Annotated in this window: 16 protein-coding genes; 10 read left to right on the top strand and 6 right to left on the bottom strand. The window is 76.0% G+C overall.

All coding sequences use genetic code 11. The features are described 5' to 3' along the window. Positions 1-140 precede the first annotated feature (140 nt). The 8 genes from O7542_RS15075 to O7542_RS15040 are packed head-to-tail and all read left to right on the top strand — an operon-like array spanning position 141 to position 8,750. Positions 141-1,718, top strand: coding sequence for an HAD-IIIA family hydrolase (locus O7542_RS15075; RefSeq protein ID WP_197494993.1), 1,578 nt, complete (start codon positions 141-143; stop codon positions 1,716-1,718). Beyond that, positions 1,715-2,689, top strand: coding sequence for a glycosyltransferase (locus tag O7542_RS15070; protein WP_064448753.1), 975 nt, complete (start codon positions 1,715-1,717; stop codon positions 2,687-2,689). The genes O7542_RS15075 and O7542_RS15070 overlap by 4 nt, the downstream gene beginning before the upstream one ends. Then, entirely contained in the window at positions 2,674-3,891 is a 1,218-nt protein-coding gene (locus tag O7542_RS15065) for a glycosyltransferase (RefSeq protein ID WP_043325028.1), read from the top strand. The genes O7542_RS15070 and O7542_RS15065 overlap by 16 nt, the downstream gene beginning before the upstream one ends. Continuing rightward, positions 3,891-4,583 carry an SIS domain-containing protein gene (locus tag O7542_RS15060; RefSeq protein WP_043325027.1) on the top strand — a complete coding sequence of 231 codons (693 nt, stop codon included), beginning with the start codon at positions 3,891-3,893 and terminating at the stop codon, positions 4,581-4,583. The genes O7542_RS15065 and O7542_RS15060 overlap by 1 nt, the downstream gene beginning before the upstream one ends. After that, complete coding sequence (locus O7542_RS15055) at positions 4,580-6,076, top strand: PfkB family carbohydrate kinase (RefSeq protein ID WP_166456360.1); 1,497 nt, start codon at positions 4,580-4,582, stop codon at positions 6,074-6,076. The genes O7542_RS15060 and O7542_RS15055 overlap by 4 nt, the downstream gene beginning before the upstream one ends. Before the next feature lie 43 nt (positions 6,077-6,119). Further along, positions 6,120-6,821, top strand: a complete 702-nt coding sequence (locus tag O7542_RS15050) for an SDR family oxidoreductase (protein ID WP_043325024.1) — start codon at positions 6,120-6,122, stop codon at positions 6,819-6,821. Continuing rightward, positions 6,818-7,777, top strand: a complete 960-nt coding sequence (locus O7542_RS15045; RefSeq protein WP_166456359.1) for a glycosyltransferase family 9 protein — start codon at positions 6,818-6,820, stop codon at positions 7,775-7,777. The genes O7542_RS15050 and O7542_RS15045 overlap by 4 nt, the downstream gene beginning before the upstream one ends. Further along, positions 7,761-8,750, top strand: a complete 990-nt coding sequence (locus O7542_RS15040; protein WP_166456358.1) for a DNA topoisomerase IB — start codon at positions 7,761-7,763, stop codon at positions 8,748-8,750. The genes O7542_RS15045 and O7542_RS15040 overlap by 17 nt, the downstream gene beginning before the upstream one ends. Before the next feature lie 170 nt (positions 8,751-8,920). Here O7542_RS15040 and O7542_RS15035 read toward each other — a convergent pair whose 3' ends face one another. The 4 genes from O7542_RS15035 to O7542_RS15020 all read right to left on the bottom strand — a co-directional run bounded on the left by O7542_RS15035 (position 8,921) and on the right by O7542_RS15020 (position 12,480). Then, a complete protein-coding gene (locus tag O7542_RS15035) occupies positions 8,921-9,964 on the bottom strand; it encodes a helix-turn-helix domain-containing protein (RefSeq protein ID WP_043325022.1) in 1,044 nt (347 codons plus the stop codon). Between the two features lie 125 nt (positions 9,965-10,089). Beyond that, positions 10,090-10,593 carry a hypothetical protein gene (locus tag O7542_RS15030; protein ID WP_064448748.1) on the bottom strand — a complete coding sequence of 168 codons (504 nt, stop codon included), beginning with the start codon at positions 10,591-10,593 and terminating at the stop codon, positions 10,090-10,092. Between the two features lie 64 nt (positions 10,594-10,657). Beyond that, on the bottom strand, positions 10,658-12,289 hold the full coding sequence (locus tag O7542_RS15025) for an ATP-dependent DNA helicase RecQ (RefSeq protein ID WP_064448747.1): 1,632 nt from the start codon (positions 12,287-12,289) through the stop codon (positions 10,658-10,660). A gap of 68 nt (positions 12,290-12,357) precedes the next feature. Beyond that, positions 12,358-12,480, bottom strand: coding sequence for a hypothetical protein (locus O7542_RS15020; protein WP_255358596.1), 123 nt, complete (start codon positions 12,478-12,480; stop codon positions 12,358-12,360). Positions 12,481-12,619: 139 nt separating this feature from the next. Here O7542_RS15020 and O7542_RS15015 point away from each other — a divergent pair, with 139 nt between their 5' ends. Further along, entirely contained in the window at positions 12,620-14,119 is a 1,500-nt protein-coding gene (locus O7542_RS15015) for a glycoside hydrolase family 3 protein (protein ID WP_113973169.1), read from the top strand. A gap of 45 nt (positions 14,120-14,164) precedes the next feature. On the opposite strand, the gene O7542_RS15010 is transcribed toward O7542_RS15015, so the two are convergent. Further along, complete coding sequence (locus O7542_RS15010; protein ID WP_064448745.1) at positions 14,165-14,452, bottom strand: GNAT family N-acetyltransferase; 288 nt, start codon at positions 14,450-14,452, stop codon at positions 14,165-14,167. Beyond that, a complete protein-coding gene (locus O7542_RS15005) occupies positions 14,449-15,675 on the bottom strand; it encodes a cysteine desulfurase-like protein (protein WP_281604757.1) in 1,227 nt (408 codons plus the stop codon). The genes O7542_RS15010 and O7542_RS15005 overlap by 4 nt, the downstream gene beginning before the upstream one ends. Positions 15,676-15,774: 99 nt before the next feature. On the opposite strand from O7542_RS15005, the gene O7542_RS15000 reads away from it, so the two are divergent. After that, positions 15,775-16,134 (top strand): hypothetical protein, encoded by a 360-nt coding sequence (locus O7542_RS15000; protein ID WP_030499883.1) that lies wholly within the window; start codon positions 15,775-15,777, stop codon positions 16,132-16,134. The last annotated feature ends 22 nt before the right edge of the window (positions 16,135-16,156 follow it).

Genomic DNA, 16,156 nt, shown 5'->3' with positions numbered 1-16,156 from the left:
GCCTGGCGCCGACGTCGACGTTTACTCCTCGGGGGCTCGGGAACCCGCCGCCCGTGCGACGGGACCAGGAGCGGGATCAGTGCAGGTCAGCCCGGGTTGACCCGGGTGCTGACCGGTTCCCGTCCGGCCTCTACGACGCGGTGCTGCTGGACCGGGACGGCACGCTGATCGAGGACGTGCCGTACAACGGCGACCCGGAGAAGGTACGGCCGGTGCCGGGTGCCCGGGAGGCGCTGGACCGGTTGCGGGCGGCCGGGTTGCGGCTCGCCGTGGTGACGAACCAGTCCGGCCTGGCCCGCGGCTGCTTCACCGCGGACGAGCTGAGGCTGGTCAACGCCCGGGTGGAGGAACTGCTCGGGCCCTTCGACCACTGGGCGATCTGCCCGCACGCGGAAGCCGACGGGTGCGCCTGCCGCAAGCCGGCGCCCGGGCTCGTACACGAGGCAGCCCGCGCGCTCGGCACCACACCGACCCGGTGCGTGCTGATCGGCGACATCGGCGCGGACACGGCCGCCGCCGCGGCGGCCGGCGCTGCCACGATCATGGTGCCCACGCCGGCCACCCGGGCCGCCGAGGTGGCCGCCGCGCCGACCGTCGCCGCCGACCTGCCGGACGCGGTGAGCACAGTGCTGGCCAGGATGCGCCTCACGGCCGCGCCGCAACGCGCGGGCCGTAACCGCCGGGGCACGATCCTCGTCGTCCGCAGCGACGCCGCCGGTGACGTGCTGGTGACCGGTCCCGGCATCCGCGCGGTGGCGGCCGGCGCGCAGCGGGTGGTGCTGCTGTGCGGGCCACGCGGCCGGGCGGCGGCCGAACTGCTGCCCGGCGTGGACGAGATCATCGAAGCGCCGCTGCCGTGGATCGACGCGCCCGCCCCACCCGTCGACCCGGGTGACATGCGCGCGCTCACCGACCGGCTCGCGGCCGTACGCGCCGACGAAGCCGTCGTCTTCACCTCCTTCCACCAGTCCGCGCTGCCGCTGGCGCTGCTGCTGCGCCTGGCCGGGGTGCCCCGGATCAGCGCGATCAGCGACGACTACCCGGGCAGCCTGCTCGACGTGCGCCACCGCGTCCCGGCCGGCGTACCCGAACCGGAACGCGCCCTGTCCCTCGCCGCCGCCGCCGGATTCGCGCTGCCCGGCCACGACGAACCCGCCCTGCGCATCCGCTCCGACCGGCTTCCGCCGCCCGCGGCCGAGGCCGGGGCGCCCGGCTACGTGGTGCTGCATCCCGGGTCCTCGGTGGAGACCCGCGCCTGCCCGGAGGAACTGGCCACGCGAGTGGTCCGGGTGCTCGGCGCGGCCGGTCACCGGGTGGTGGTCACCGGCGGGCCGGACGAGCGGGAGCTGACCGCCCGGGTCGCGGCGGCGGGCGGCGTCGACCTCGGCGGGCGTACCGGGCTGGCTGAGCTGGCCGCTGTGGTCGCCGGGGCCGGCGCGCTGGTGGTCGGCAACACCGGCCCCGCGCACCTGGCCGCCGCGCTCGGCGTGCCGGTGGTGAGCCTGTTCGCGCCCACGGTGCCGTTCGGGCAGTGGGGGCCCTACCGGGTGCCGACAGTGCGCCTCGGCGACGCGGCGGCGCCCTGCCGGGACACCCGCGCCACCGTCTGCCCGGTCCCCGGGCACCCGTGCCTGTCGGCGGTCGAGCCGGGCCGGGTGCTGGAGGCGTTGCGGCTGCTCGGCGTGCCGGCGCCGGTGGCGGGCGGGGTGGTCGGATGAACATCCTGCTGTGGCACGTCCACGGGTCGTGGACGACGTCCTTCGTGCACGGCAAGCACCGCTACCTGGTGCCGGTCACGCCGGACCGGGGCCCGTACGGGCTGGGCCGGGCGCGCACCTACCCGTGGCCGGACAGCGCGGTCGAGGTCACGCCGGAAGACCTGCGCGGCGCCGACGTGGACCTGGTGATCCTGCAGCGCCCGGAGGAACTCGACCTGGCCGCCGAGTGGCTCGGCCGCCGCCCCGGACGCGACGTCCCGGCGATCTACGTCGAGCACAACACGCCGAAAGGCGACGTGCCGAACACCCGCCATCCCATGGCCGACCGCGACGACCTGCTGCTCACCCACGTCACCGCGTTCAACGAGCTGTTCTGGGACAACGGCGGCACCCGCACCACGGTGGTCGACCACGGCGTCGTACCGCCCGCCGTCGAGTGGACCGGCGAACTCGACCGCCTCGCCGTGGTCATCAACGAGCCGGTACGCCGCTGGCGCGTCACCGGCACCGACCTGCTCGCCCGGTTCGCCGCGCTCGCCCCGCTCGACGTCTACGGCATGAAGGTGGCCGGTCTCGCCGCCCACCTCGGACTGCCCGAGGACCGGCTGACCAGCCACGACGACGTACCCCAGCACGCCATGCACGCCGAACTCGCCAAACGGCGCGCCTACCTGCACCTGTGCCGCTGGACCTCACTGGGCCTCAGCCTCGTCGAGGCCATGACCATGGGCATGCCGGTGGTGGCGCTGGCCACCACCGAAGCGGTGGAAGCCGTCCCGCCGGAGGCGGGCGCGCTGTCCACCCGGGTCGACACGCTCGTCGAGGCCGCCCGTGGCCTGCTGGACGACAGGGAGTCCGCCCGCCGGGCGGGCGCCGCGGCGCGGGCCGCCGCCCGGGGCCGCTACGGCCTGGAGCGTTTCCTCGCCGACTGGGACCGGCTGCTGGAGGAGGAAGTATGCGCATCGCGATGATCTCGGAGCACGCCAGCCCGCTCGCCGTCCTCGGCGGGGAGGACGCCGGTGGCCAGAACACGCATGTCGCGGAGCTCTCCGCCGCGCTCGCGGCCGCCGGTCACGACGTACGGGTCTACACCCGGCTCGACGCGGTGGACCTGCCGGTGAGCGTGCGTGCCCCGGACGGGTACGAGGTGGTGCACGTACCGGCCGGGCCGGCCGAGCCGGTGGCCAAGGACGACCTGCTGCCGTACATGCCGGCGTTCGGCAACTGGCTGGCCGACCGGTGGCGCACCGGCGACTGGCAGCCCGAGGTGGTGCACGCGCACTTCTGGATGAGCGGGCTGGCCGGGCTCGCCGCGGCCCGCCGCGCGGGCGTGCCGGTGGTGCAGACCTACCACGCGCTCGGCACCGTCAAGCGCCGCCACCAGGGCGCGCAGGACACCAGCCCGCCGGGCCGGGTCGAGCACGAGCGGAAGCTGGGCCGCTCGGTGGACCGGGTGGTCGCCCAGTGCCAGGACGAGGTCGCCGAGCTGGTCCGGATGGGTGTGCCCCGCTCCCGGATGACAGTCGTGCCGTCGGGGGTGAACCTGTCCACGTTCGCCCCGCTCGGCCCGGTCGCCGACCGTGACGGCGGCCGGGCCCGCATCCTCACCGTCGGCCGGCTGGTCGAGCGCAAGGGCTTCCAGGACGTCATCCGGGCCGTCGCCGAGGTGCCGGACGCCGAGTGCGTGGTGGTCGGCGGCCCGCCGGCCGGACTGCTGGAGACCGACCCGTACGCGCTGCGCCTGCGGACGCTGGCCCGCTCGCTCGGCGTCGCCGACCGGGTACGGCTGGTCGGCGCGGTCCCCCGGGAGGAGATGGGCCGCTGGTACCGGTCCGCCGACGTGCTCGTCGCCGCACCCTGGTACGAGCCGTTCGGGCTCACCCCGCTGGAGGCGATGGCGTGCGGCGTGCCGGTGGTCGGCACCGCGGTCGGTGGGCTCATCGACACGGTGGTGCCCGGCCGCACCGGCGACCTGGTGCCGGCCCGCGATCCGGCGGCGCTCGGCGCGGCGATCCGGGGCCTGCTCGGTGACCGGATCCGCCGGTTCGCCTACGCCACCGCGGCGCTGGAGCGGGCGCGCACCCGCTACTCGTGGGCCACCACCGCCGACCGCCTCACCGAGTTGTACGGCGAGGTGGCCAGCGTCGGCCGTCCCACCCGGGTGGTCGCCTGATGACGGCGACCCCGCCGGCCGCCGGCGGCACGCTGCTGGAGGACCATCTGGCGCTGCTGGCCGCCGCGCTGCTGCCGCTGCGGGAGTCGGAGCGGATGCTGGCCCGCTGGGGTGAGGATCTGGCGCAGCGGCTCGCCGCCGGCGGGCGGCTGCTGGTGGCCGGCAACGGCGGCAGCGCCGCCGAAGCCCAGCACCTCACCGCCGAACTCGTCGGCAAACTCCGCCACGACCGCCAACCCCTGTCCGCCATCGCCCTCCACGCCGAAACCAGCGCCCTCACCGCCATCGCCAACGACTACGGCTACGACGAAACCTTCGCCCGACAGGTACGCGCCCACGGCCGACCCCACGACATCCTCCTGCTTCTCACCACCAGCGGCACCAGCACCAACCTCCTGACCGCCGCCCACGCCGCCCACCAGACCGGCCTGCGCACCTGGGCCTTCACCGGCCCCGCGCCCAACCCCCTCGCCGACCTCTGCCACGAGCACCTGGCGATCGACTCGCCGGACGGGCAGGTGGTGCAGGAACTGCATCTGGTGGCCTCGCACGTGCTCTGCGAGTACGTCGAACGGGCGCTGCCGGCGGCGCTCGCCGCCCCGGCGCCGGCCGAACCGGTGCGTACCGGCGTCGAGGTGGTGCTCGGCGACCCGGACCCGGCGGCGCCCGCCGGACCGGGAGGCCGGGCATGAGGGGGCCGGTGGTGGTGCTCGGGGACACGCTGCTGGACCGCGACGTCGAGGGTCTGGTGAACCGGCTCTGCCCGGACTCCCCGGTGCCGGTGCTGGACGAGACCTCCTCCGTCGACCGTCCCGGCGGCGCCGGCCTGGCCGCGGTGTTCGCGGCCGCTCAGGGCGCCGAGGTCGCGCTGGTCACCGCGGTCGCCGACGACGCCGGCGGGGCCCGGATCGGCACGCTGCTCGCCGCCGCGGGGGTGCGGTTGTACGCGCTGCCGCTGGCCGGCGCCACCCCGGAGAAGGTCCGGCTGCGGGTACGCGGCCGGGTGCTGCTGCGCCACGACCGGGGCGGTACGGCCGGTGTGCCCGGTCAGCCCAGCGACGCCGTGCTGCGGCTGATCGCCGACGCGTCCGCCGTGCTGGTGAGCGACTACGGCCGGGGCGTGGCCGGGCATCCCGCGCTGCGCGCCGCGCTGGCCGCCACCCGGGCGCCGGTGGTCTGGGACCCGCATCCGCGCGGACCGGCAGCCGTACCCGGGGTGCACCTGGCCACCCCGAACGAGCCGGAGGCCCGCGACCTGGCCAAGACGCCGCCGGGCGGGTCCCGCCTCGCGGCCGCGTCCCGCAGCGCGCAGGCGCTGCGCCGCCGCTGGCAGGCGCGCGCGGTAGCGGTGACGCTCGGCGGGGACGGCGCGCTGCTCTGTCACGCCGGATCCACGCCCCTGGTGGTGCCGGCGCCACCGGCCGAGGGGGACACCTGCGGGGCGGGGGACCGCTTCGCGTCCACCGCGACGCTCGCGCTGGCCCGTGGGGCGCTGGTCTCCGAGGCGGTGCAGGAGGCGGTCGCGCAGGCGTCCGCGTACGTGGCCGGGGGTGGCGTGGCCGCCGCGCTGCCGGCCCCGGTACGGGCGGTGGCCCCGGCGGTGGTCACCGGCGGCGGCGACCGGGTCGGCGCCGGGGCGGCCGGTGAGGTGGTGGCCCGGGTACGCGCGGCCGGCGGCACCGTGGTCGCCACCGGCGGCTGCTTCGACCTGCTGCACGCCGGGCACGTGGCGACGCTCCAGGCGGCCCGGCAACTCGGCGACTGCCTGGTGGTCTGCCTCAACTCCGACGCCAGCGTGGCCGGGCTCAAGGGCCCGGAGCGCCCGGTCGTGCCGCAGGGCGACCGGGGCCGGCTGCTCGCCGCGCTCGGCTGCGTCGACGCGGTGCTGATCTTCGACGAGCCGACCCCGGAGGCGGCGCTGTCCTGGCTGCGTCCGGACATCTGGGTCAAGGGCGGCGACTACGCCAGCGGCGGCGGCGCCGAGACGTTGCCCGAGTCGGAGATCCTGGCCCGCTGGGGCGGGCACACGGTGGTGGTGCCGTACCTCGACGGGCGCTCGACCACCGACATGATCGCTGCCGCGCGGGCGGGACGGGGCAGCGGCGGCTGGCCGGCCCCGACGCTCGACCCGGCGGAGGCCGTCGCGCAGACGGTGGTCCGGTCCACGGCGAAGGGAGCACGATGAACGAGCGACGCATCCGATCCGGCGCGGTCGCGCGGGCGGCGGCATGAACGCCCCCGCTCCCGGCGCCGGGCCCGCGGTCCTGGTCACCGGCGGGTCGAGCGGGCTCGGCGCGGCGGTGGTCGCCGCGGTGGCCCGCTCCGGTGGACGCCCGCTGGTGCTGGACCGGCAGCGTCCCGCCGACGGTGTGCCCTGGGCCGAGTGCGACCTGGCCGACACCCGAGCCGCCGAGGCCGCCACGCGCGATCTCGCGGAACGCTCCGGCGGGCTGGACGCCGTGGTCACCGCCGCCGGCATGGACGTGCCGGGGAAGCTGGCCGACATCCCGGCGGAGACCTGGGAACGGATCGTCACTGTGGACCTGCTCGCCACGGCCGCGGTGATCCGGGCCGCGCTGCCCTGGCTGGAGGCGTCCCGCGGCAACATCGTCACGGTGGCCTCGACGCTGGGCGTGAAGGCGGTGAGCGACGCGACGGCGTACTGCGCGGCGAAGTTCGGGGTGGTGGGCTTCACCCGGGCGCTCGCCGCCGAGCTGGCCGGCACTGTGGGCGTGACGCTGCTGATCCCGGGCGGGATGCGGACCGCGTTCTTCGACGAGCGGGACGCGCAGTACCGCCCCGGCCCGGACGCGGTGCTCAACGAGCCGTCCGACACCGCCGCCGCGGTCATGTTCGCGCTCTCCCAGCCGGCCGGCTGCGCGGTACGCGAGATGGTGGTGTGCGCCGCGCAGGAGTCCTCGTACCCGTGATCCTGGTGCTGCGGGCGCTCGGCGTCGGCGACCTGGTCACCGCCGTGCCGGCGTTGCGTGGCCTGCGCGCCGGCCTGCCGGGCCGGGAACTGGTGCTCGCCGCGCCGGACTGGCTGGCGCCGCTGGCGGAGCTGACCGGGGCGGTCGACCGGGTACTGCCCACCACCGGACCGGACCGGATCGCGTGGACCGGACCGCCGCCGGAGGTGGCGGTCAACCTGCACGGCCGGGGGCCGCAGTCGCACCGGGCGCTGGCCGCCGTACGCCCCGGCCGGCTGCTCGCCCACCGCAACCCGGACGCCGGGCACCCGGACGGCCCGGCCTGGGACGACGACGAGCACGAGGTGCGCCGCTGGTGCCGCCTGCTGCACGCGTACGGCCTGCCGGCCGACCCGGGAGACCTCGCGCTGCGCCGTCCGGCGGCGGGCGGCGTACCGGCCGGGTTGACGCTGCTGCACCCGGGCAGCAAGATCCCGGCGAAGCGCTGGCCGGCGCGGCGGTTCGCCGGGCTGGCCCGGGAGCTGACCGCGCGCGGTCACCGGGTGGCGGTGACCGGATCTGCCGGCGAGCGGGCGCTGGCCGAGCGGGTCGCCCGCGACGGGGGGCTGCCGCCGGAGGCGGTGCTGGCCGGCCGGACCGGGCTGGCCGAGCTGGCCGCGCTCGTCGCGGGCGCGCGGCTGGTGGTCAGCGGGGACACCGGCGTGGCGCACCTGGCCACCGGCTACGGCACCGCCTCGGTGGTGCTGTTCGGGCCGATGCCGGCGGCGCACTGGGGGCCACCGGCGGACCGGCCTCGCCACCGCGCCCTCGGTGCGATCGAGCCCACGCACGTCAACCCGGATTCGACCGGGTCACGCGGGGTAGGAAGCCACCCGACATTGAATGCCATCGGGATCGACGAGGTGGTGGCCGCGGTGGCCGACGTGGAACGGGTTTCCGGTGCGGTTGCGGCGTAGCGATCCGGGCCGGCCGGGGTACGCGCGCCGGCGACGCGGCAAGGGCTGGCTGTTCCTCGACCCGGCCGGCGAGCCGGTGCGCGACGCCGGGGATCTGGCCCGGCTGCGCGAGCTGGTCATCCCGCCCGCCTGGCAGGACGTGTGGATCTCGCCGTACCCGAACGGCCACATCCAGGCCACCGGCATCGACGCGGCGGGCCGCAAGCAGTACCTCTACCACCCGGGCTGGCGGCGCAAGCGCGACGAGGCGAAGTTCGACCACGTGCTGGAGGTGGCCCACCGGCTGCCCGCGCTACGGGACCGGGTCACGCAGGACCTGGCGCTGCGCGGCCTGCGCCGGGAGCGGGTGCTCGCCACCGTCGCCCGGCTGCTCGACATGGGCGCCTTCCGGGTCGGCAGCGACCAGTACGCCACCGGCGACGACCCGACCTTCGGGGTGGCCACGCTGCGCCCCGAGCACACCCGCTCCCGGGGCGGGTGCGTGGTCTTCGAGTTCCCCGCCAAGGGCGGCATCGAGCAGGTCCGCCGGATCGAGGACGCGGAGCTGTGCCGGGTGCTGCTCAACCTGCGCCGGCGGCGGCGGGCCCAGGAGCGGCTGTTCGGCTACTGGGACGGCCGGTCCTGGCGCGACGTGCGCAGCGACGAGGTGAACGACTACCTGCGCGACGCCAGCGGCGGGGAGATGACCGCGAAGGACTTCCGTACCTGGCACGCCACAGTGCTGGCGGCGGCCGAGCTGGCGACAGTGGGCCCGCAGCGCTCCGCCACCGCCCGCAGGCGGGCGGTGGCCGGGGTGATGCGGTCGGTGGCCGAGTTGCTCGGCAACACCCCGACGGTGGCGCGGGCCTCCTACGTGGACCCGCGGGTGGTCGACCTCTACCACGACGGGGTGCTGGCGCCGGTGCAGCCGGAGATGCCACGCGAGGCGGTGGAGAAGTCGGTGCTGGCGCTGCTGGAGGAGGAGGCCGGCTGACCGGCCCCGTCGGTCCTGGGGGGAAGCGCGACGGGGCCGGAAACCTCGTCCGGCGCGGATGCGGGGAGACCGCCACCGGGGCGGCCGCCCGCGGCCGGGCCGCCGCGGACGCCACGCCACGGCCCCCCGATACCAGTGGGCCGCCGCTGGGAGCGGTCTCAGCCCTGCGTTCAGTATGTCCGCGCCGAGTTGACTGCGGATGCCGTGGTGTTGACGATCCGTGCCGGTTCCAGATGACGGGCCCGGAATGCCTGCGGTGTCTCCGCGTGCGCGGCCCGGAAGGCGCGGCTGAAGTGTGCCTTGTCCCGGAAGCCCCAGCGGGCGGCGATGAGCTGGATCGAGCGGTCGCTCAGCGCCGGGTCGGCGAGGTCGCGCCGGCACCGGGCCAGCCGCTCGTCCCTGATGTACGCCGCGACGGTGGTCTCCTCGTCCTCGAAGAGCCGGTGCAGCGAGCGCACCGAGATGTGGTGCGCGTCGGCGATCCGGCCCGGGTCCAGCGAGGCGTCCCCGAGGTGCTGCTCCACGTACGAGCGCACCTGGGCGAGCAGGGCGCGCCGCCGGATCTCGGTGGGGACCGCCTCCTCGGAGACCAGGTTGCGGCCGAGCAGCGTGGCGACCAGGTCCAGGCCGATCCCGCCCAGCCGCTCGGCGTCGGCGGCGTGGTACTGCTCGGGGTGCGCGGTGATCCGGACGAGGAAGTCGGCGAGCAGGCCGCCGACGCCCTCGGAGCCGGACATCCGCCCGGCGAACAGGGGAGCGAGACGGCGGCGCGGCAGCGGCAGCGCGTCGTACGGCATCAGGGCCACGATCGAGCGGGCGTACGCGGGCCCGGCCGGGTCGGCGTGGTGGCTGACCTCGTGCGGGCGGGAGCAGTCGTAGAAGGTGAGGTCGCCGGGGCGGCAGCAGGCCCTTTGCCCCGCCTGGTCGGCCTGGCTGGTCCCGGTGAGCGTGAGCGCGAGCAGGTAGTAGTCCGGGTCGGAGCGCTGGATCAGCTTCGAGGTGCGGACGCAGTCCACCGACGGGTAGCGGTAGCGGATGAGCCGCATCCGGCCCAGCTCGACGAACTCGGCCCGCGCGACGAAGTCGTCGGCGTGCGCGGTGTGCACCCGCAGCGGCGTCGGGGTGCTGGCCATCATGTCCAGCCACATGCCGAAGCGCTCGCGTGGTGGCAGATCCTCCGTGTCGAGCACCTGCCGGCGCAGCTTCCCGTCCATCAACCGACCCCCGTGGTTCGTCACACCTGCTAGAACCAGGACGCCCCACGGGGCCGAAAAGCGACACCCGTGGGGCCGTGACGTCCGTCATTGACGGACCGGGGAGCCTTCTGTTAGCAGTCCGTTCAGTCGTTCAGCACCTGGGCCAGCCGGTCCCGGAACCGCCGCTCCGAGTCGGTCACCGTGTCGCCGCCGAGGCCCAGGATGCCGCCGGTGGAGGCCGCGCCCACCACCTGCTCGGCGATGTCCACCAGCCAGTGCCGGTACGCCCCGGCCTGACCCTCGTCCACCCGGGCGGCGAGCAGGGCGGCGGCCTGGCCGGCCCGGGCCAGCACGTCCTCGATCATCGCCTTCGGGTCCTCCGGCGTGAGCACCGGAAGCTCCGCGCCGGTCTCCGGGTCGCCGACCCGGTCGACGATCTCGCCGGCCACCGCCGCGACGAGCGGGCTCGCCGACTCGCGGCCGGCGGCGATGGTCTGCAGCCCGGCGGCGTTCTCGGCCATGGTGCGGCGGGTGCCGTCGGACTCGGCGGCGGCCGCCGCGGTGAGCACCGACTGCGGCAGCCCCACCAGCAGCCCCCACTCCTCGTCGGAGACGCCGAACCGGGTGTACGCCGGCTGCTCGATCACGATCAGGCCCCTTTCGCCGTGGTCGTCGTTCGTCGACGGGCGCCGCCGCGGCGCCCGGGTCAGGCTAGTCGAGTTCCAGCAGTCCCTGTTCGGACACCACGGGCACGGAGAGCGTCTTGTAACCGACCTCGTCGAAGAGCACAGTCATCCGGTCCTCCTCGTAGCTGAGCACCAGGCCGGCGCCCCACTCCGGGTGGCGCACCTGGCTGTGCACGGGGAACGGCCCGACCGCGCCGTCTCCGGCCACGCTGGTGCCGGCGTGGCAGTTGTCGCAGTGCCCGCAGACCTCGTGCATCTGCTCGCCGAAGTACGCCAGCAGGGCCTGGCCCCGGCACCCGGTGGTCTCGGCGAACGCGCGCATCATGTCGGTACGCGACCGGGTCACCGTCTGCTGCCGTTCCGCCTCGGCCAGCGCGGCCCGGCCGGACTCGGCGGCCGCCGGGGCGTACCGGGGCGCGCCGATGCGCTGCCGGGCGCGCGGCTCGGCGGCGCCGACCTGCTCCAGCAGGGACAGGTACTGGCCCAGTTTGCGCGGGCCGAGCCCGGTCAGCTCGCGCAGCTCCTTGCGGTTGCGGGCCTTGCCGCGCAGCACCGCGGCCAGCTCGGTCAGCTCCTTTTCGTCCGGCAGCCCGCCGCTGAAGTAGCGCTGCAGGCCGACGTCCTCGGCGCGCCACAGCAGCAGCACCCGGGCCGGTGAGCCGTCGCGCCCGGCGCGGCCGATCTCCTGGAAGTAGCTGTCCGGCGAGTCGGGCAGCGCCATGTGCACCACCCAGGCGATGTTCGGCTTGTCGATGCCCATGCCGAACGCCGACGTGGCCACCATGATCGGCACCCGGTCGGCGAGGAACGCCTCGTGCAGCTCGTGCCGGGCCGCGGTGGGCATGCCGCCGTGGTAGAACTCGGCCGGGAAACCGGCGCCGGTGAGCCGCTCGGCCAGTTCCTCGGCCGCGCGCCGGGTCGGCACGTAGATGATGCCGGGCCGCTCGTCGTCGCGCAGCAGCGCGATCAGCCGCCGCCACCGGTAGTCGTCGGTGGGGCAGTGGGCCACCTCGAGGAAGAGGTTGGGCCGGTCCAGCCCGGAGACCACCACCTCGGGCTCGCGCAGCCGCAGCCGGGCGATGATGTCGTCGCGTACCGGCGGGGAGGCGGTGGCGGTGAGCGCCACCACCGGCGGGCGGCCCAGGCCGTCGATCAGGTGGCCCAGCGCCAGGTAGTCCGGGCGGAAGTCGTGGCCCCACGCCGAGATGCAGTGCGCCTCGTCGATCGCCACCAGCGCCGGCTTCAGCTCCCGGACCTCGGCGAGCCGGTCCGGGTTGCTCAGCGCCTCCGGCGTGATGAACAGGAACTCCGCCCGCCCGGCCCGGATGTCCTCGATCGCCTCGGCCTGCTGGGCGGCGCTCTCGTCCGAACTGATCCGCACCGCGCGCAGCTCCGGACGCTGCCGTTCGTTGAGCGCGGCGATCTGGTCCTGCTGCAACGCCAGCAGCGGGGAGATCACCACCGTGGGGCCGGGGATCAGGCTGGCCGGGATCTGGTAGATCGCCGACTTGCCGGCGCCGGTGGGCAGCACCACCAGCGCGTCGCGGCGCTTCATCACGGCGCGCATGGCGGCGAGCTGGTTGGGCCGCAGCGCGGTCCAGCCGAACAGGTTCCGTGCCGCCCGGCGCAGGCTGGAGGAGTGAGTGGTCAGTTTCATCAAGCGCCTCAGCTACCCCCGGCGATCCCGCGCGAAACCGCCTGCGCCGCTCACCCGCCCGGTGCGGATCAGCGGCGGAACATGGCGCGGATGGCGATCAGCAGGAACAGGCCGCCGACGATCAGGCCGAGCAGCCGTACGCCGGGGATGTCGGCGGCGCTGGTGGCGTCGGCGAGCGGCAGGGCGGACATGTGGGAACTCTCCCACGGGAGGTCGCGGGACGCCACCGCCTAACAGTAAGGATTGTTGACTATTTAGCTGCGCGGTGTGACCATGTCAGCACCCGCCGGCCCCGGCGGGTCCGTGGGGGAGACGGGGGTACGACAGCACATGAGCGAGCGGACCGAGGGATCGACCGGAGATCTGGCGGCGCTCGCCGCCGCCGTCCTGCAACCGGGGTTCGTCGGCACCACGCCGCCGCCGTGGGTGTGCCGCTGGCTCGGCGAAGGGCTCGGCTCGGTCGTCCTGTTCGCCCGCAACGTCGTCGACCACGAGCAGGTCGCCACGCTCACCGCGAACCTGCGGGCCGAGCGGCCGGACGTCATCGTGGCGATCGACGAGGAGGCCGGCGACGTCACCCGGATCGAGTCCGCCCGGGGCAGCTCCCGGCCCGGCAACTACGCGCTCGGCGCGATCGACGACCCGGCGCTGACCGAGGAGGTCGCCCGCGACCTCGGCGCCGAACTGGCAGCCGTCGGCGTCACTCTGGACTACGCCCCGGACGCCGACGTCAACTCCAACCCGGCCAACCCGGTGATCGGGGTGCGCGCGTTCGGCGCCGACCCGGACCTGGTCGCCCGGCACACCGCCGCCTGGGTACGCGGCCTGCAGTCCGGCGGCGTCGCCGCCTGCGCCAAGCACTTCCCCGGACACGGCGACACCCGGGTCGACTCGCACCACGACCTGCCCCGCATCGGCGGCGACCGGGCCCGCCTCGACGCGGTCGAGCTGGCCCCGTTCCGGGCCGCCGTGGCCGCCGGGGCGCAGGCGGTGATGACCGGCCACCTGCTGGTGCCGGCGCTGGACCCGGAACTGCCCGCCACGCTCAGCCCGCGCGTGCTGGGCGGGCTGCTGCGCGAGGAGATGGGCTTCGGCGGCGTGGTGGTCACCGACGCGGTGGAGATGCGGGCGGTGGCCGACCGGTACGGCTTCACCGGCGCGGCGGTGCGCGCGCTCGTGGCCGGCGCGGACGCGATCTGCGTGGGCGGGGAACGGGCCACCGAGGCCGACGCCCGCGAGCTGCGCGACGCGATCGTCGCCGCGGTGATCAGCGGCGAGCTGCCCGAGGAGCGGCTCGCCGAGGCGGCCAAGCGCGTCGGTCAGCTCGCCGCCTGGAGCGTCGCCGCCCGCGCCCGCCGGGTCGCCGGCACGCCACCGGCCGACGGCTCACCGATCGGGCTGGCCGCCGCCCGCCGGGCGGTCCGGGTCAGCGGCGACGCCGCGCTGCTGCCGCTGGCCGGGCCGGCGCACGTGGTGGAGTTCGCGCCGCCGCGCAACATCGCCATCGGCGAGGAGACGCCGTGGGGGATCGCCGCGCCCCTGGCCAGCCTGGCGCCGGGCACCACGACCGCCCGCTACGCCGCCGACGCCGTACCGGCCGACCCGGGCGACCTGCCGGCCGGACGGCCGCTCGTGCTGGTGGTGCGGGACCTGCACCGGCACGACTGGATGCGGGACGCGGTGCGCCGGGCGCTCGCCGCGCGCCCGGACGCGGTGGTGGTCGAACTGGGCGTGCCCGAGCTGGTCACCGGCGCGGTGCACCTGGCCACCCACGGCGCCACCGCCGCCGCGGCCCGCGCCGCCGCCGAGGTGCTCAGCGGCGCCCGCTGACTCCCGGGCCGGCCGGGCGGGGAGGTCCCCCGGCCGGCCCGGGCCTCACGCCGGGTCGGCCACCAGGTCGGCGTACTCGGGGTGACGCTTGACGAACGCGGCCACGAACGGGCAGCTCGGCACGATCCGGCCGCCCCGGGCGCGGACCTCGTCCAGCGCGCCCCGGACCAGCGCCGCGCCGACGCCCTGACCCTGGAACCGGTCGTCGACCTCGGTGTGCGTGAAGACCAGCACCCCGTCGCCGGGGGTGTACGCGGCGAACCCGGCCAGCGCGTCGTCCACCAGGATCTCGAAGCGACGCTTGGCGGGGTTGTCCTCGACCTGAAAGCTCACCGGGCCATTCTCCCTCCGGGGCCGGCCAGCCGGTCCAGTTCGGTCAGCAGCCGGTCCACCTCCTCGACCGTGTTGTAGTGGTAGACGCTGGCCCGGACCGCGCCGCCGTCGGCGCGCAGGCCCATCGTGCGGAAGTACTCGTAGGCGTAGTAGTCGCCGTGCGACAGGCACAGCCCCGCCTCGCCCAGCGCCGCCGCCGTCTGCGCCGGGGCCAGGCCGGCCACCCGGAACGACACCGTCGGGCAGCGCCGGGCCGGTGCGCCGTAGACGGTCACGAACGACCGGCCGGTCAGCCCGGCGAGCAGCCGATCGAAGACCGCCTCCTCGTGCGCCTGCGCGGCGGCCAGCCCGGCGCGTACCCGCTCCCGCCGGTCGCCGGTCGCGGCCGGATCCAGGCCGGCCAGATGGTCCACCGCGGCGGTCACCCCGGCCAGCAGCGGGAAGCTCGGCGTGCCGTACTCGAACCGGTCCGGGACCGAGTCGGCGGAGGGGAGCAGCTTCGCCGGGCGCAGCGCCTCCCAGCGCGCCGGGTCGGCCACCATCGCCGCGAGGTGCGGCCCGGACCACTTGTACGCGCTGGTCACCAGGAAGTCCGCGCCGAGCGTGGACAGGTCGGTCGGGCCGTGCGGCACCGAGTGCACGCCGTCCACGCACACCAGCGCGCCGGCCGCGTGCGCGGTCTTGGCGATCGCCGCCACGTCCGGCACGGTGCCGATCGCGTTGCTGCCGGCGGTCACCGCGACCAGCCGGGTCCGCTCGGTGACCAGGTCGGCGTACTGGCCGGCGGGCAGCTCGCCGCGCACCGGATCGAACTCGGCCCAGCGCACCGTGGCGCCGGCCGCCTGCGCGGCCTGCACCCAGGGCCGGACGTTCGCGTCGTGGTCCAGCCGGGACACCACCACCTCGTCGCCCGGCCGCCAGCCGGCGCCGAGCGTGCGGGCCAGGGTGTACGTCAGCGCGGTCGCGCTCGGACCGAGCACCACGCCCGACGGCTGCGCGCCGAGCAGGTCGGCGACCGCCGCCCGCGCCCCGGCGACCAGCTCCAGCGCCCGGCGGCCGGGTACGAAAGCGGCGCTGCGGTTGCCGGTGGCGGCGCGCATGGCGCCGGTCACCGCCTCGATCACGCCGGCCGCGGTCTGGGTGCCCCCGGCGCCGTCGAAGTGGGCGAATCCCTCGGCCAGGGCGGGGTAGGCGGCCCGGACCCGGGCGACGTCGAAAGCCATTCCGGCACCCTAGCGCGCACCCCGGACGCCCCGCCCGGCGTGCCGTCGCGGGCCCCGGGCGCGACGGCGCGCTGGCGCAGTCCGCCTATCCTTGGGCGGGTGACGATCCGACGCGCCACCTCCGCCCCCGCCCGCCGTGCCGCCGGTCTGCTCGCCGGTCTCGCCCTCGGCGCCGCGCTGCTCGCCGGATGCAGCTCCGAAGGCGCCGAGACCGACTGCGGCCTCGACGCCTGCACGATCACCTTCGACCGCGGCGTGGAGGCCAGCGCCCGGATCCTCGGCGTCGAGGCGAAGCTGGTCGGCGCCCAGGGCGACCAGGTCACCGTCGAGGTGGCCGGGGAACAGCTGTCCCTGACCGTGGGCCAGCAGGCCACCGAGGTCGCCGGTTTCCAGGTCAGCCTGGACAGCGTCACCGACCAGCAGGTGGTGCTGCGGGTCGCCCGGGACCTCGCCGGCTGATCCGTTTCGGCCGCTCCCGGCG

The organism is Micromonospora sp. WMMC264, assembly GCF_027497275.1.
Classification (GTDB): Bacteria; Actinomycetota; Actinomycetes; order Mycobacteriales; family Micromonosporaceae; genus Micromonospora; species Micromonospora chalcea.
The sequence above is the reverse complement of the archived record's forward strand: the minus strand, read 5'-3'. Positions and strand labels throughout refer to the sequence as shown.

Bases quoted from the DNA above. Each gene is read 5' to 3' on its own strand.
- O7542_RS15070 (WP_064448753.1), top strand. From the start codon at position 1,715: ATGAACATCCTGCTGTGGCACGTCCACGGGTCGTGGACGACGTCCTTC.
- O7542_RS15065 (WP_043325028.1), top strand. From the start codon at position 2,674: ATGCGCATCGCGATGATCTCGGAGCACGCCAGCCCGCTCGCCGTCCTC.
- O7542_RS15060 (WP_043325027.1), top strand. From the start codon at position 3,891: ATGACGGCGACCCCGCCGGCCGCCGGCGGCACGCTGCTGGAGGACCAT.
- O7542_RS15055 (WP_166456360.1), top strand. From the start codon at position 4,580: ATGAGGGGGCCGGTGGTGGTGCTCGGGGACACGCTGCTGGACCGCGAC.
- O7542_RS15050 (WP_043325024.1), top strand. From the start codon at position 6,120: ATGAACGCCCCCGCTCCCGGCGCCGGGCCCGCGGTCCTGGTCACCGGC.
- O7542_RS15035 (WP_043325022.1), bottom strand. From the start codon at position 9,964: ATGGACGGGAAGCTGCGCCGGCAGGTGCTCGACACGGAGGATCTGCCA.
- O7542_RS15025 (WP_064448747.1), bottom strand. From the start codon at position 12,289: ATGAAACTGACCACTCACTCCTCCAGCCTGCGCCGGGCGGCACGGAAC.
- O7542_RS15020 (WP_255358596.1), bottom strand. From the start codon at position 12,480: ATGTCCGCCCTGCCGCTCGCCGACGCCACCAGCGCCGCCGACATCCCC.
- O7542_RS15015 (WP_113973169.1), top strand. From the start codon at position 12,620: ATGAGCGAGCGGACCGAGGGATCGACCGGAGATCTGGCGGCGCTCGCC.
- O7542_RS15005 (WP_281604757.1), bottom strand. From the start codon at position 15,675: ATGGCTTTCGACGTCGCCCGGGTCCGGGCCGCCTACCCCGCCCTGGCC.